General features: G+C 62.1%; 13 protein-coding genes. 9 read left to right on the top strand and 4 right to left on the bottom strand.

Translation table 11 applies throughout. From position 1 onward, the window contains the following. The coding region (locus tag R3355_RS07355) for a retention module-containing protein (protein ID WP_318960669.1) at positions 1-1,001 on the bottom strand (1,001 nt) is incomplete at its 3' end. A gap of 335 nt (positions 1,002-1,336) precedes the next feature. On the opposite strand from R3355_RS07355, the gene R3355_RS07350 reads away from it, so the two are divergent. From R3355_RS07350 to R3355_RS07310, 9 genes are all read left to right on the top strand, one after another. Further along, a complete protein-coding gene (locus R3355_RS07350) occupies positions 1,337-2,683 on the top strand; it encodes a TolC family outer membrane protein (RefSeq protein WP_318950903.1) in 1,347 nt (448 codons plus the stop codon). Between the two features lie 84 nt (positions 2,684-2,767). Continuing rightward, positions 2,768-4,924 (top strand): type I secretion system permease/ATPase, encoded by a 2,157-nt coding sequence (locus R3355_RS07345; protein ID WP_318960668.1) that lies wholly within the window; start codon positions 2,768-2,770, stop codon positions 4,922-4,924. Positions 4,925-4,982: 58 nt separating this feature from the next. Further along, complete coding sequence (locus tag R3355_RS07340; protein ID WP_318960679.1) at positions 4,983-6,287, top strand: HlyD family type I secretion periplasmic adaptor subunit; 1,305 nt, start codon at positions 4,983-4,985, stop codon at positions 6,285-6,287. Positions 6,288-6,500: 213 nt separating this feature from the next. Continuing rightward, complete coding sequence (dmeF, locus tag R3355_RS07335) at positions 6,501-7,466, top strand: CDF family Co(II)/Ni(II) efflux transporter DmeF (RefSeq protein ID WP_318960667.1); 966 nt, start codon at positions 6,501-6,503, stop codon at positions 7,464-7,466. A gap of 312 nt (positions 7,467-7,778) precedes the next feature. After that, entirely contained in the window at positions 7,779-9,170 is a 1,392-nt protein-coding gene (locus tag R3355_RS07330) for a PhoH family protein (protein WP_318960666.1), read from the top strand. 130 nt (positions 9,171-9,300) lie between these two features. Continuing rightward, positions 9,301-9,777, top strand: coding sequence for a cyclic pyranopterin monophosphate synthase MoaC (gene moaC / locus R3355_RS07325; protein WP_305255098.1), 477 nt, complete (start codon positions 9,301-9,303; stop codon positions 9,775-9,777). Beyond that, positions 9,774-10,022, top strand: coding sequence for a MoaD/ThiS family protein (locus R3355_RS07320; protein WP_318949954.1), 249 nt, complete (start codon positions 9,774-9,776; stop codon positions 10,020-10,022). The genes moaC and R3355_RS07320 overlap by 4 nt, the downstream gene beginning before the upstream one ends. Before the next feature lie 2 nt (positions 10,023-10,024). Then, the gene (gene moaE, locus R3355_RS07315; RefSeq protein WP_318949952.1) at positions 10,025-10,480 is read left to right on the top strand and encodes a molybdopterin synthase catalytic subunit MoaE; all 456 of its coding nucleotides are present in this window, start codon (positions 10,025-10,027) and stop codon (positions 10,478-10,480) included. Positions 10,481-10,640: 160 nt separating this feature from the next. Then, the gene (locus tag R3355_RS07310) at positions 10,641-10,805 is read left to right on the top strand and encodes a hypothetical protein (protein ID WP_318960665.1); all 165 of its coding nucleotides are present in this window, start codon (positions 10,641-10,643) and stop codon (positions 10,803-10,805) included. A gap of 244 nt (positions 10,806-11,049) precedes the next feature. Here the strand turns inward: R3355_RS07310 and R3355_RS07305 are convergent, their stop codons facing one another. Genes R3355_RS07305 through dapE form a run of 3 tightly spaced genes read right to left on the bottom strand, consistent with a single transcriptional unit; the run spans position 11,050 to position 13,401 of the window. Next, entirely contained in the window at positions 11,050-11,421 is a 372-nt protein-coding gene (locus tag R3355_RS07305; protein WP_318949958.1) for a hypothetical protein, read from the bottom strand. Between the two features lie 22 nt (positions 11,422-11,443). Then, complete coding sequence (locus R3355_RS07300; RefSeq protein WP_318960664.1) at positions 11,444-12,250, bottom strand: putative RNA methyltransferase; 807 nt, start codon at positions 12,248-12,250, stop codon at positions 11,444-11,446. Next, positions 12,247-13,401, bottom strand: a complete 1,155-nt coding sequence (gene dapE / locus R3355_RS07295; RefSeq protein ID WP_318960663.1) for a succinyl-diaminopimelate desuccinylase — start codon at positions 13,399-13,401, stop codon at positions 12,247-12,249. The genes R3355_RS07300 and dapE overlap by 4 nt, the downstream gene beginning before the upstream one ends. Between the last annotated feature and the right edge of the window lie 153 nt (positions 13,402-13,554).

Raw genomic sequence — 13,554 nt, 5'->3', positions numbered from 1 at the left:
GCGGTGTCGGCGCCTTGGGTGTCGGCCGTGGCATTGACGCCGGTGACCAGGTTGCCGCTGATGCCGGTGTCGTCCTCGCTGACGGTGCGGGTATCGGCGTTGGCCACAGGAGCGGTGTCGCTGATCAGGATGTCCAGGCTGTCACTGCGGCTGACGTTGTTGGAGTCGAGTACGTTGATGACGATGCTGTCGACGATCGCGGCACTGTTGGTGTGGCTGAGCACGCTGGGATCGTAGCTGTAGCTGACTACGCCGGTGGCGGCGTTGAAGGAGGTGATCTTCAAGCTGCCTTCGCCGGTATCGATGGCGGCGGCCGGGTTGGCGACCAAGTCATTAAGCTGGGCCAGGGTCAGGGTGGTGCCGTCGACGCTGATCGAGGCGATGCCTGCTTCAGCGCTGACGGTGAAGCTGCCGGCGGTGGCACCAGCGGATTCCGGCAGAGTGCTGTCGGTGGCGCTGGTGTTGCCGTCGGTGTCCGGGATGCTAATCGTCGGCGGGGTGCCGGTGCTTGTGATGTTAAGTTCTGGGTTGACATTTTGCTCTTCAATCGGTGTTTCGGTCGGGAAGCTCAGTCCTTGAGTTATAAACCCTATAGCTGGATCCAGCTGCTCGGCGGTCTCATCCAGCATCACGAAGCTGTGGCCGCCACCTGCCGCCCCACCTGAACCACCTGCCGCGCCCGGGCCTGCGGCGGTCGGTTCGAGGTCTGCGGTTGGGTCGAATCCGGCGGCGATGGCTTGTTCCAGTTCGGAGGCGGGCGCTTGCGCCGCCTGGGCTGGCTCGGCAGTTTGTTGTTCACCCGCTTGCCAATTGCCATTGGCCGCGATGTCGACCACATCGCCATTGGTCAGTTCGAGGATTGCCGAGCCGCCCGACGCGGTCACCACCTGGTCGCCCTGGAACAGGCGCTCGCCTTCGAACACTTGCCGCTTGAGACCGTCGAGGGAAACAACGAATACCTGGCCCACAAGACTTTTAATGACGGCGACAAAATTGCTCATGTTTAAGCTCCAGACGCCCAGGGCGTGGTGTGATCCTTGAATTTATGTGACCTGGGCCAAGGCAGAAGTAAAAACGGACTGTCATTTATTTGACGACAATAACTTGTCTTTGCTTCAAATTGGCTCGGTAATATGCCAAACTATTGACCGCACTTGCGCGATAATACACACTCACTATCGTTGATGTCACTTTGATATTGATCTGTTTGTTCATCTCAGTTCGGTGGCGTGAAAAAAGTTCATGAGTGATCTCGTTGGCTGGATCGTTCTGTAGTGATTCGCCCTCTGGCTCTCTATGCCACCTGCTCCTCAGCCTGAAAGGAATCAAACCTCCAATGCGTTTTTTACCCCTGCTTCCCCTTGCTCTTGCGATCTCCCTGTCGGCCAACGGCCAAACCCTCAACGAAGCCATGCAGAGCGCTCTTGAGGTGCATCCGGAAATCCAGGCGGGGATCAATGCACGCCTGTCGGTTGAGGAACAGATGAAAGCCGCCAAGGGCGGTTATCTGCCGCAGGTCGATCTGCTCGCCGGTTATGGCCGTGAGGGCACCGATAATCCCAGCACCCGTGCTACTTACGGGCACGATTACAAGACCCTGACCCGCGGCGAGTCGAGCCTGCGTTTGCAGCAGATGCTGTTCGATGGTTTTGCCACCAGCAGCGAAGTCGGGCGTCAGCGGGCTACCGTGAATGCCCGTGCTTATGAGTTGCTGGGCACGTCCGAGCGCACCGCGTTGACCGTTGCGCAGGTCTATCTGGATGTACTCAAGCGTCGCGACATGGTCCGGTTGGCGGAGGATAATCTGCGCAGCCACGAGCGTATCTATGATCAGATCTCCCTGCGCAGCGAACGCGGAGTAGGGCGCATGGCCGATCTCGATCAGGCCGAGGCCCGTCTGGCCCAAGCGCGTAACAACCTGATCACCGAGCAGACCAATCTGGCCGATGCTCAGGTCAATTATTACAGCGTGATTGGCAGTGACCCCCGCGAACTGAGCATGCCGCAAGGGTTGCCGGGACGTTTGCCGGAAAACCTGCAGGCCGCGCGCGAGGAAATGCTGGCGAATAATCCGTTCTTGAGTTCGGCCGAGTCCGATGTTCAGGCCAGCGAGCAGCAGTATGAAGCGTCCAAGTCGACGTTCTATCCGCGTTTCGACGCCGAACTGTCGCAAGGTGTCGACAACAATATCGACGGTGTGCCCGGCCACAGCAATGAATGGCAGGCGATGCTGCGCATGCGCTACAACCTGTTCGCCGGTGGCAGCAACAAGGCCGACCTGCAGTCCAAGGCGCACCAGGTCAATCAGGCCATGGATATTCGCAACAACGCGTTGCGCGTCCTGAACGAAGACCTCGGTCTGGCCTGGAATGCCCTGGAGAATTCGCGTCAGCAATTGCCGATCGCTCAGCAATATGTCGACTACAGCAGCCGGGTGCGTGATTCCTACCAGAAGCAGTTCGGCCTGGGCGAGCGGACCTTGCTCGACCTGCTCGACAGCGAGAACGAACTGTTCACCGCTGCGCGCCGCATGGAAGAGGTTCGCTACACGGAACTGTTTACTCAATACCGGATCAAGGCGACCATGGGTTCCCTGCTGCAAAGCCAAGGTGTAGTTGCACCCATGGCTGCGGCACCGCTGGATGTGGTGAAGGCCAAGGTGACACTGCCGGGCCTGAACTGAGAGGATGTGAAAACCGCTCGCGACGGCGCTCGATATTTTCACAACCTCTGAGAGCGGCTTTTCTTCGTGCATGAGTGAATCTTTGTGGCAGTAGACGTCAGCCAGGCCCCGACCCGTAGCGATCCGCGCGATCGCTATGATGATCCACTGCTCGACAGCCTGCTGTCACTTTGCGGCTTGCACCAGAAGTCGGTCAGCCGCGCCATGCTCACGGCCGGCTTGCCCCTGCCCGAGCAGCGTCTGAGTGTCGAGTTGCTGCCCCGTGCGGCGGCTCGTGCTGGTCTACAAGGGCGCTGGTTGCGTCGCGGCTTGGACAAGATCCCGGCGTTGGCCATGCCTGCCCTGCTGTTGCTGCGCGAAGGTCGCAGTGCGGTATTGCTCGGTTGGGACGAGCAGGGTCGTGCGCGGATTATGCCCAGCGAGAGCGAGGGTGGTGAGGTTCTCGTCAGTGCCGAGATGCTGGAGGAGGATTACAGTGGCCAGGTGTTCTTTGCCCAGCCGCTGCACAAGTTCGACTTCAACCGTGGCGAGCTGATTCCGCGGGCGACGTCCTGGTTTCGCGACACCCTCAAACGCTCCCGCTGGCTCTATATAGATGCTATCGCGGCCAGCTTCCTGATCAGTCTGATTGGCCTGGCGACGCCGCTGTTCGTCATGAATGTCTACGATCGGGTGGTGCCCAACCAGGCGGAAGCCACGCTCTGGGTGCTGGCGATCGGTATCTGTGGCGTGTACCTGTTCGATCTGCTGCTGAAGACCTTGCGCGGCCTGTGCCTGGATCTGGCCGGCAAGAAGACCGATCTGATCATTTCGGCGACGTTGTTCGAGCGGGTCGTCGGCATGGCCATGAAATACCGTCCGGCGAGGGTCGGCAGTTTCGCGCAGAACATCCACGAATTTCAGAGTCTGCGAGATTTCCTCGCCTCGCTGACCCTGGCCAGTGTCATCGATCTGCCGTTCACCCTGTTGATTCTGGCGGTAATCGCCATGATCGGCGGCCACCTGGTGTGGATCCCGGTATTGGCCTTTCCACTGGTCGCCCTGATCGGCTGGGCGTTGCAGCGCCCCCTGGCGGAAACCATGGAGCGCACCATGGCGCTGGCCGCCGAGCGGCAGTCGAGCCTGATCGAGAGCCTCGCCGGACTGGATGCGGTCAAGGTCAATAATGCCGAGAGCGAGCGCCAGTACCTGTGGGAGCAGACCATCGGCACCCTCAGTCGCCTTGAGTTGCGCGCGCGCATGCTCTCCGGCCTGGCGATGAATGCGACCATGCTGCTGCAGCAACTGGCCGGCGTCATCGTGATCGTCTTCGGTGTTTACCAGATCATCGACGGCCAACTGAGCATGGGTGGCCTGATCGCCTGCTACATGCTCAGCAGTCGTGCGCTCGGCCCGCTGACCCAGTTATCCGGCCTGCTGACCCGCTACCAGCAGGCGCGCGTCACCCTCGAGTCGGTCAACCAGATGATGACCCTGCCGCAGGAACGTCAGGAAGAGGAGCGTCCGCTCAAGCGTCAGGCCTTGCAGGGCGCCATCGAGTTCCGCCAGCTGGATTTCCATTATCCGGATCAGCAGCAGGCCGCCCTGCAGAACATCAACCTGGTGGTGCGCCCCGGCGAGAAGATCGGCATCATCGGTCGCAGCGGCTCGGGCAAGAGCTCGCTGGCCAAGCTGATCGTCGGTCTGTATCAGCCGGATGCCGGCAGCCTGCTGGTCGACGGCGTCGATGTGCGCCAGCTGGATGTCAGCGACCTGCGCCACAACATCGGCTACGTGCCCCAGGATATCCAGCTGTTTTCCGGCACGCTGCGCGACAACCTGGCGGTGGGCGCGCGCTACGTGGAGGATGAACTGGTCTTGCAGGCATCCGAGCTGGCCGGGGTGCACGAGTTCGTGCGCCTGCATCCCAAGGGCTATGAGCTGCAGGTCGGCGAGCGTGGGCAGAATCTTTCCGGGGGACAACGGCAGAACGTGGCCCTGGCCCGGGCGTTGTTGCTCGACCCGCAAATCCTGCTGTTCGACGAGCCGACCAGCGCCATGGACAACACCGGTGAAGAGCGCCTCAAGCAGCGTTTGGCTGCAGTCATCGGCAGCAAGACCCTGCTGCTGGTTACCCACCGTGCCTCCATGCTCAGTCTGGTCGACCGCCTGATCATCGTCGACCGTGGGCAGGTCATCGCCGACGGGCCAAAAGGTAGCGTGATGGAAGCGCTGAAGAAGGGGCAGATCAGTGTCAGCTAAACCGCCTGAGAAGAGCCTGGGTCAGGCCGTTGCCGCGTATTTCGGTAGCCATGAGGGCATGGGCGACGAGCCGCTGCCGGAAGTCAGCAAGGCGCTGATCGAGGATGCGCCCAGGGTCATTCGTCTGACCATCTGGGGCCTGATTGCATTCTTCGCCTTCTGCCTGCTGTGGGCGCATTTCGCCGTCGTCGACGAAGTGACCCGTGGCGATGGCAAGGCGATTCCTTCCTCGCGGCTGCAGAAAATCCAGAACCTGGAAGGCGGTATCGTTTCCGAACTGTTCGTCCGCGAGGGGCAGATCGTCAATATCGGCGATCCGCTGCTGCGTCTGGACGACACCCGTTTTGCGTCCAACGTCGGTGAGACCGAGGCCGATCGCCTGGCCCTGCTGCTGCGGGTCGAGCGCCTCAGTGCGGAAATCCAGGATCGCGAATTGCTGGTGGCCGAGGAAGTGCGCGAGAAGGTACCGCGTCAGGCCGAGAACGAGGAGCAGCTGTTCAACAGTCGGCGCCAGCAGCTGCTGGACGAGGTTGCCGGACTGGAAGAGCAACTGACCCAGCGTCGTCAGGAGTTGCGCGAGTTTGCTTCCAAGCAGAGCCAGTTTCGCAGCAGCCTTGAACTGCTTCGCCAGGAAATTCGCATGTCCGAGCCACTGGTGGCCGAGGGGGCGATTTCCCCGGTTGAAGTGCTGCGCTTGAAGCGCGCCGAGGTGGAGAGCCGCGGCCAGTTACAGGCCACGACCCTGGCGATGCCACGCGCCGAAGCCGCGATCAAGGAAGTCGAGCGCAAGATCGACGAGACCCGCAGTCGTTTTCGCAGCGATGCGCTGACCCAGCTGAACGAAGCGCGCACCGATCTGAGCAAGATCCAGTCGACCGGCAAGGCGCTGGAGGATCGGGTCAACCGCACCCTGGTCACCTCGCCGGTGCGCGGTATCGTCAAGCTGCTGCTGGTCAACACCATCGGCGGGGTGATCCAGCCGGGCAGCGATCTGGTGGAGATAGTGCCGCTGGACGATACCTTGCTGGTGGAGACACGTATCCGCCCGCAGGACATCGCCTTTCTCCATCCGGGGCAGGAGGCCATTGTCAAGTTCACCGCCTATGACTACACCATCTACGGCGGGCTCAAGGCCAAGCTGGAACAGATCGGTGCCGACACCGTGACCGACGATGATGGCAACAGTTTCTACGTGATCAAGTTGCGCACCAACAAGAGCCACCTGGGCAGCGAAGAGCATCCTCTGCTGATCATTCCCGGCATGGTCGCCTCGGTGGACATCATCACCGGCAAGAAAAGCGTGCTCAGCTACCTGCTCAAACCGATCATCCGCGCCCGTGCCGAGGCGTTGCGCGAGCGTTGACGGAGGCGCTCGCGCAGCCGGAAATCCGTTTCTGCCCACGAGCGTCTAGCCCAATGCGCCAGCGCGCAATCCGGCTAAGCTTGCTCCCGGATTGCACTGCGTGCCGCGGCTTCTCCGGGCGATGAGGCGGGTGCCGGGATTGTTCTGCGCGCTTGACCGGGGGGGCGCCACGGGGTTGTAGTTTGCCCAGGTCAATTCCCTCAAGGAGCTGCCATGGCCACCTGCAATCACTCGCGTTGGGAACCTTCCCACGATTACCGACCGCTGGACACCGGTACCGAGCGCCAAGCCTGGCTGGTGGTCGCGCTGACCGGGGTGACCATGCTGGTGGAAATCGCCGCCGGCTACGTCTTCAATTCCATGGCCCTGCTTGCCGATGGCTGGCACATGGCCTCGCATATGCTCGCCATCGGCCTCACCGCGTTGGCCTATCTGCTGGCGCGGCGCTATGCCCATGACCCGCGTTTCGCCTTCGGCACCTGGAAGATCGAGGTGCTGGCCGGTTTCGCCAGCTCGCTGCTGTTGCTGGTGGTGGTGGCGATGCTGGTGTTGGAGTCGCTCTGGCGACTGTGGCAGCCGCAGGTAATTGCCTTCGAGGTGGCGCTGTGGGTGGCGGTGGTCGGCCTGCTGGTCAATCTGCTGTCGGCCTGGCTGCTGCGTGACCAGCATGAGCATGCGCACGGTCATGCTCATGGCGATCACGATCACGATCACGATCACGATCACGACACGTCGGCGAAGGGGCGAGACCTTAATCGGCATGCCGCCTTTATCCATGTGCTGGCCGATGCGCTGACCTCGGTGGCGGCGATCATTGCACTGCTTGGCGGTTTGATGTTCGGCTGGAGCTGGCTCGATCCGCTGATGGGGGTGATCGGTGCCGTGATCATCGCGTTATGGGCCAAAGGTCTGTTGATCGAGACTGCCAAGGTGCTGCTCGATCGGGAGATGGATAGCCCCATTGTGGTGCGTGTACGCAGCGCCTTGGCGCAGGAAGCAGACACCGAATTGGCGGATTTGCACCTGTGGCGAGTCGGTCGGGTGCAGTACGCCTGCATTGTCAGCGTGGTGACCCATGGCGATATCTCTGCCGATCGCTACAAGGCCCGGCTGGCGGGGATTGGCGAGTTGGTACACGTGACGGTTGAAGTCAATCGCTGTGCTGAAAACGAGCTGTGATGGTGGTACGGAGGCGGGATTTTTTTGGCAGGAACGGGGGGAAGACTTCTGACTTTAACGGTGCCTTTGCAGCTCGCCAAGCACTATTCGTCGAGGCGGAAAATAAACTTGGAGAAAATGAAAAAAACATTCGCCTGTCATGATTTTTGGAGTATTTAAAAGACAGACCGCCGAACCCTGCAGACAGGTGGCGACCCTTGGCCTTCACCTTGCTTGTACCTGTTCAGCCCCCGCCTGAGAGGTCGGTGGTCCCCGCGGCGGAGCGCTGCTCAGGCATTCCGTCGCTTGGCTCCTATAAGAAGGTGACCGAGTATGGATGACCACGGAAGCTTCAAGCCCACAGCTCCAACCCTCTACGCCCTCGACACCAATGTGTTGATCCACGACCCGAATGCGCTACTGAATTTCCAGGAACACCACGTCGCCATCCCAATGACTGTTCTGGAAGAATTGGACAAGCTGAAAACCGGCAAGCAAGGCATCGCCGCCGAGTGCCGGCAGGCGATTCGTTTGATCGACAAGATCCTGGGCAGCGCCACACCCGAGGAAGTGGAGCACGGTGTCGCGATCCAGCGTGAGAAGAGCGGGCCTTGTGGTTTTCTCTCGATTCTCATGACTAAAAGTACTTCGCCCATTACCTGGCTGCCGGAGGATCTCAACGACAACAAGATCATCAACCAGTTGGTCGAGCTGAAAGCTCGCCGTCCGGACATGTCCGTGGTGCTGGTGACCAAGGACATCAACATGCGCCTGAAGGCGCGCGCCTGTGGGATCGACTCGGAGGACTACCACACCGACCAGCTGGTCGACGATGTGTCGCTGCTGTCGAAGGGCTATCACAGCATGGGCGGTTCCTTCTGGGACCGGGTGAGCAAGGTCGAGACCCGTCAGGATCACGGCCGCACCTGGCACCGGGTGCAACTGATCGACAACCTGCCGGCGGTGCACGTCAACGAGTTCATCATCGACGAACAGGGTTTCGTCGGCTGGATCAAGGGCATCCAGAGCGATGAATTGCTGATCCTTGATCTGCACCAGGAGCCTTTGCTGCATCAGGAAGCATGGGGCCTGCGACCACGCGATATCCACCAGGCGCTGGCGCTGTTCGCCTTGCTCGACCCGGACATCCACCTGGTCAACCTGTCCGGCGCCGCCGGTTCGGGCAAGACCATCCTGGCCCTGGCCGCAGCCATCGAGCAGACCATGGTCAGCAAGCGCTATCGGAGGATCATCGCCACCCGCAGTGTGCAGGGGCTGGATCAGGAGATCGGCTTTCTGCCCGGCACCGAGGCAGAGAAGATGGAACCCTGGCTGGGTGCCATCACCGACAACCTCGAAGCCCTGCACATGGACGACGAGAACACCCACGGCAGCGTCGATTACATCCTGCAAAAGGTGCCGTTGCAGTTCAAATCCCTCAACTACATCCGCGGACGCAGCTTCCAGCAGAGCCTGATCCTGATCGACGAGTGCCAGAACCTCACCCCGCACCAGATGAAGACCATCATCACCCGTGCCGGCACCGGCTCCAAGGTGGTCTGTCTGGGTAACCTGGCGCAGATCGATACGCCCTACCTGTCGGCGCCCAGCTCGGGCCTGACCTACCTCACCGAGCGCTTCAAGGACTTCCCCCACGGCGTGCACATCACCCTGCAGGGGGTGCCGCGTTCGATCCTGGCGGAATTCGCCGAAACCCATATGTAGGAGGCGGTGAGCGGCAAGCGGCAAGCCATAAGCTGCGAGTTGAACGCGCAGCAGCCCGGCTTGCCGCTTGCCGCTGCCATATCTTGACTGCTGGGTTTACAATCGGCCGATCCCTGCCTGGAGTAAACCCGTGCTAACCCATCTCGATTCCCAAGGTCACGCCACCATGGTCGATGTCAGCGATAAAGCGCTGACCGTCCGTGAGGCCGTGGCGCAAGCCCTGGTGCGCATGCGCCCGCAAACCCTGCAGATGATCGTCGACGGCGCGCACCCGAAGGGCGATGTGTTTGCCGTGGCGCGTATCGCCGGCATCCAGGCCGCCAAGAAGACCGCCGACCTGATCCCGCTCTGTCATTCGTTGATGTTGAGCAGCGTCAAGGTTGAGTTGCTCGCCCACGGCGATGATGCCGTACAGATCACCGCGCGCTGCAAGCTGAGCGGGCAGACCGGGGTGGAAATGGAAGCCCTGACCGCCGCCAGCGTCGCCGCCCTGACCATCTACGACATGTGCAAGGCGGTGGACCGCGGCATGGTCATCGAAAGCGTACGCCTGCTGGAGAAGCTGGGCGGCAAGAGTGGTCATTACAAGGCCGAGGACGATCAATGATTCGCGTGCAGTACTTTGCCCGTTACCGCGAGGCGCTGGGCCTGGATGGCGAGCAACTGAGCGATATCCAGGCGCTTGCTACTCTCGATGACCTGCGCCAGCACCTGCTGGCCCGCGGCGGCGTGTGGCAGGTGTTGGCCGAGCAGAACCTGATGTGTGCGCGCAACCAGGAGTTGTGCAGCCTCGACGAACCGCTGGAGGAGGGCGACGAGGTGGCCTTCTTCCCCACCGTGACCGGAGGCTGAACATGGCCATCCGAGTCCAGCTGGAGCCCTTCGATCCGGGCGCTGAAGTCAACGCGCTGCATGCCGCCAACCTGGGAATCGGTGCGGTGGTCAGCTTTGTCGGCTATGTGCGTGATTTCAACGCGGGCCGCGAAGTCGGTGGGATGTTTCTCGAACACTTCCCCGGCATGACCGAGAAATCCCTGGCCAAGATCGCGCTCGAGGCCGAGCAGCGCTGGCCGCTGCTGAACCTGCAGGTCATTCACCGCATCGGCCGTCTGGAGCCGGGCGAGCCGATCGTCTTCGTCGGCACCACCAGCGCCCACCGCGAGGCGGCATTCGAGGCGTGTGCCTTCGTCATGGACTACCTGAAGACCCGTGCGCCGTTCTGGAAGAAGGAAGACACGGCCGAGGGGGCCTGCTGGGTCGAAGGCCGGCAAAGCGATCAGAGCGCCGCCGGGCGCTGGGACAAGCCATAACGATCTGTCACTTTCCCCTAGCGAGATGAGAACGGTCAACCACCAGGCCGGCAAGCAGACCTGGGTGCGCTGGAGCAACTATCGCTTTGGCAATGGCTACAACGAGCTGACATTTGATAAGAGCAGCCTGGGCGCTCAGCGTTGATTCAAGGGAGATGTCATGGACTTCAAGGATTACTTCGATCGTCAGCGTTACAGCGCCTCTTTGCCTGCTGACCTACGGCCGTTGGAGATGAAGAGTCGGGTCAAGGCCATGGCCAGCGCCCTCTGGGTGGTTTGGACCTGGAGTTTGTGCCAGCGGCCCAGGTTCTGGTCGGCATGCTGACCCGATCCCCGGGACCCGCTTTGGCCGCATGAGCGGGTTCCCGGTATGGGTGATCGTCGATAATTTCGAAACCCGCGGTCTTGAGCACTTTGAGCCTGCCATGCAGGGTGCGGGGCTTTTTATTGGCAAAGGTTTTTTGGCGATGAGTTTGCGTGTTGGATGAGGGCGGCCCCGTAGGAGCGGGGCATCAATCGCCAGCGCCTGTACATAACAAAAGCCCGGCACTAGGCCCTATGTCGTTCGTTTAGCCCGTGCGCCAGGTGATTTCCTCGACGCCGTCGGCGCTGATGCGCATCCAGCGGTCGGCCTGTTCGACGTTTTCCTCTTCCTGCCAGCTGCCCGGGGCGCAGCGTACTTCAACGCCGAGCGCGGCAAAGGCGGCCTGGGCGCAGCTCAGGTCGTCGTCCCAGGGGGTGGCGGCGCTTTCCAGGTAGAGGCTGTGCCATTTGCCGACGGCTTTTGGCAGCCAGGTCACCGGCACCTCGCCGGCCAGGCACTTGAAGGTCTGGCCTTTCTGCTGCCAGGGCGTGCAGGGGCCGAGCGCTTCGCTCAACCAGGCGGCGATGGCGTGGTGATCGGCATCTTTCAGGTAAATCTCGATATCCGGTTGGCGCATGGTCATCTTTTTCCTGGGGAGCCTAAAGTTTCTCGATCCAATCGTAGCGTATGGCAACCGTCACTTCTAAGGGTTCGGCGATCACCGCGGCGCGCCGTTCGGCGCTAGCCCGCCAGCCGTGGGGCGTCATCGCCAGCAGGTCGGCGCGGGCCTCGCTGCTGTTCAGTTGCAACTTGAAGCTCAGGGTTTCGCTGTGGGCCAGGCGCATGCCCTCGGGGACCAGGTCGAGGTGCTTCTGATCGTCGTAGTCGCGCACTTCGTCGTACAGCTTCTGCCGCAGTTCCATCAGGTGTTCGCGGGTCGGGCCCATGCGCAGCAGACCGCCACCGGGGGCGAGCAGGCGCCTGGCTTCCTGCCAGTCGAGCGGGCTGAAGACGCTGGCGAGCAGTTGGCAACTGGCGTCGGCCAGCGGCACCCGGGCCATGCTCGCCACCAGCCAGCTCAGATGAGGCGAACGCTTGCAGCCGCGCTTGATCGCCTCGCGGGAGATATCCAGGGCATAACCGTCGGCAGTAGGCAGGGCGTCGGCGATCTGTGCGGTGTAATAACCCTCGCCGCAGCCGATATCCAGCCAGCGCGCGGGCGCGTAACCCGCGGCCAGTTCGGCCAGGCGCCTGGCCAGCGGTGCATAGTGGCCGCCATCGAGAAAGCGTCGGCGCGCCTCGACCATGGCGGCGTTGTCGCCGGGGTCGCGGCTGTTCTTGTGCTGCACCGGCAGCAGGTTGAGGTAGCCCTGGCGCGCGCGGTCGAAACGATGCCCGGCCGGGCAGATCACGCCGTTGTCGACGGCGCTCAAGGGGCCTTGGCAGAGGGGGCAGATCAGGCTCATGTCAGCAGCTTGACCAGGGTTTGATAGTAGATCTCGGTCAGCACCTCCAGATCGCTGGCCAGCACCCGCTCGTTGATCTGGTGGATGGTGGCGTTGACCGGGCCGAGTTCGACCACCTGGGTGCCCATGGTGGCGATAAACCGCCCGTCGGAGGTGCCGCCGCTGGTCGATGGCTTGGTTTCGCGACCGGTCACGCGCTTGATGCTGGCGGCAACGGCGTCGAGCAGGGCGCCCGGTTCGGTGAGGAACGGCAGGCCGGACAAGGCCCACTCCACGTGGTAGTCGAGGCCGTGTTTGTCGAGGATCGCGTTGACCCTGTGCTGCAGGCCTTCGACCGTGGATTCGGTGGAGAAGCGGAAGTTGAAGATCGCCTGCAGTTCGCCGGGGATCACGTTGGTGGTGCCGGTGCCGGCATTCAGGTTGGAGACCTGGAAGCTGGTCGGCGGGAAGAAGGCGTTGCCGTCGTCCCAGTGTTCGGCAGCCAGCTCGGCCAGCGCCGGGGCGGCCAGGTGGATCGGGTTCTTCGCCAGTTGCGGATAGGCCACGTGGCCCTGTATGCCGCGCACCGTCAGTTTGGCGCCGAGCGAGCCGCGGCGGCCGTTCTTGACCACGTCGCCGACCAGCGAGGTGCTCGAGGGTTCGCCGACGATGCACCAGTCCAGGCGTTCGCCGCGCGCGGCCAGGCGCTCGACCACGGCCTTGGTGCCGTGCTGGGCCGGGCCTTCTTCGTCGCTGGTGATCAGGAAGGCGATGCGGCCCTTATGCTGCGGGTGGTCAGCAACGAAGCGCTCGACGGCGATGATCATCGACGCCAGGCTGCCCTTCATGTCGGCGGCGCCGCGGCCGCAGAGCATGCCCTGCTCGTCGATCAGCGCATCGAACGGCTGGTGTTGCCAGGCCTGCAGCGGGCCGGTCGGGACCACGTCGGTATGCCCGGCGAAGCACAGCACCGGACCCTCCTGCTGACCATGGCTGGCCCAGAAATTATCCACTTCCTCGATGCGCATGGCTTCGATCTGGAAACCCAGGGCTTTGAGACGGCGCATCATCAGCTCCTGGCAGCCTTCGTCGACCGGGGTGACGGACGGGCGGCGAATCAGCTCGCAGGCGAGTTCCAGGGTGGGCGTCAGGGTCGGGGCGGGGGCGGTCATTGCGGCTCCAGAGCGGCATCAAGCGGAAAGGCCGCCATATTAACAGACCACTGAAAAACTACTGCGCTCGACTATGCCGCGTTGGGATCAGCCTCAAAATGCTCATGTACAGCTGCACACTCCGCTTTTTCGCCTGATCCCGCCTTGCCTAGC

The sequence above is a fragment of the Pseudomonas sp. genome (genome assembly GCF_033723075.1).
GTDB lineage: Bacteria > Pseudomonadota > Gammaproteobacteria > Pseudomonadales > Pseudomonadaceae > Aquipseudomonas.
Note: the sequence above shows the minus strand (reverse complement) of the source record. Positions and strands in the feature narration are given on the sequence as shown.

Coding starts and splice junctions, on each gene's coding strand:
- R3355_RS07310 (WP_318960665.1), top strand. CDS start 10,641: ATGGACTTCAAGGATTACTTCGATCGTCAGCGTTACAGCGCCTCTTTG.
- R3355_RS07300 (WP_318960664.1), bottom strand. CDS start 12,250: ATGAGCCTGATCTGCCCCCTCTGCCAAGGCCCCTTGAGCGCCGTCGAC.
- R3355_RS07320 (WP_318949954.1), top strand. CDS start 9,774: ATGATTCGCGTGCAGTACTTTGCCCGTTACCGCGAGGCGCTGGGCCTG.
- moaE (WP_318949952.1), top strand. CDS start 10,025: ATGGCCATCCGAGTCCAGCTGGAGCCCTTCGATCCGGGCGCTGAAGTC.
- dmeF (WP_318960667.1), top strand. CDS start 6,501: ATGGCCACCTGCAATCACTCGCGTTGGGAACCTTCCCACGATTACCGA.
- R3355_RS07330 (WP_318960666.1), top strand. CDS start 7,779: ATGGATGACCACGGAAGCTTCAAGCCCACAGCTCCAACCCTCTACGCC.
- R3355_RS07340 (WP_318960679.1), top strand. CDS start 4,983: ATGGGCGACGAGCCGCTGCCGGAAGTCAGCAAGGCGCTGATCGAGGAT.
- dapE (WP_318960663.1), bottom strand. CDS start 13,401: ATGACCGCCCCCGCCCCGACCCTGACGCCCACCCTGGAACTCGCCTGC.
- R3355_RS07350 (WP_318950903.1), top strand. CDS start 1,337: ATGCGTTTTTTACCCCTGCTTCCCCTTGCTCTTGCGATCTCCCTGTCG.
- R3355_RS07305 (WP_318949958.1), bottom strand. CDS start 11,421: ATGCGCCAACCGGATATCGAGATTTACCTGAAAGATGCCGATCACCAC.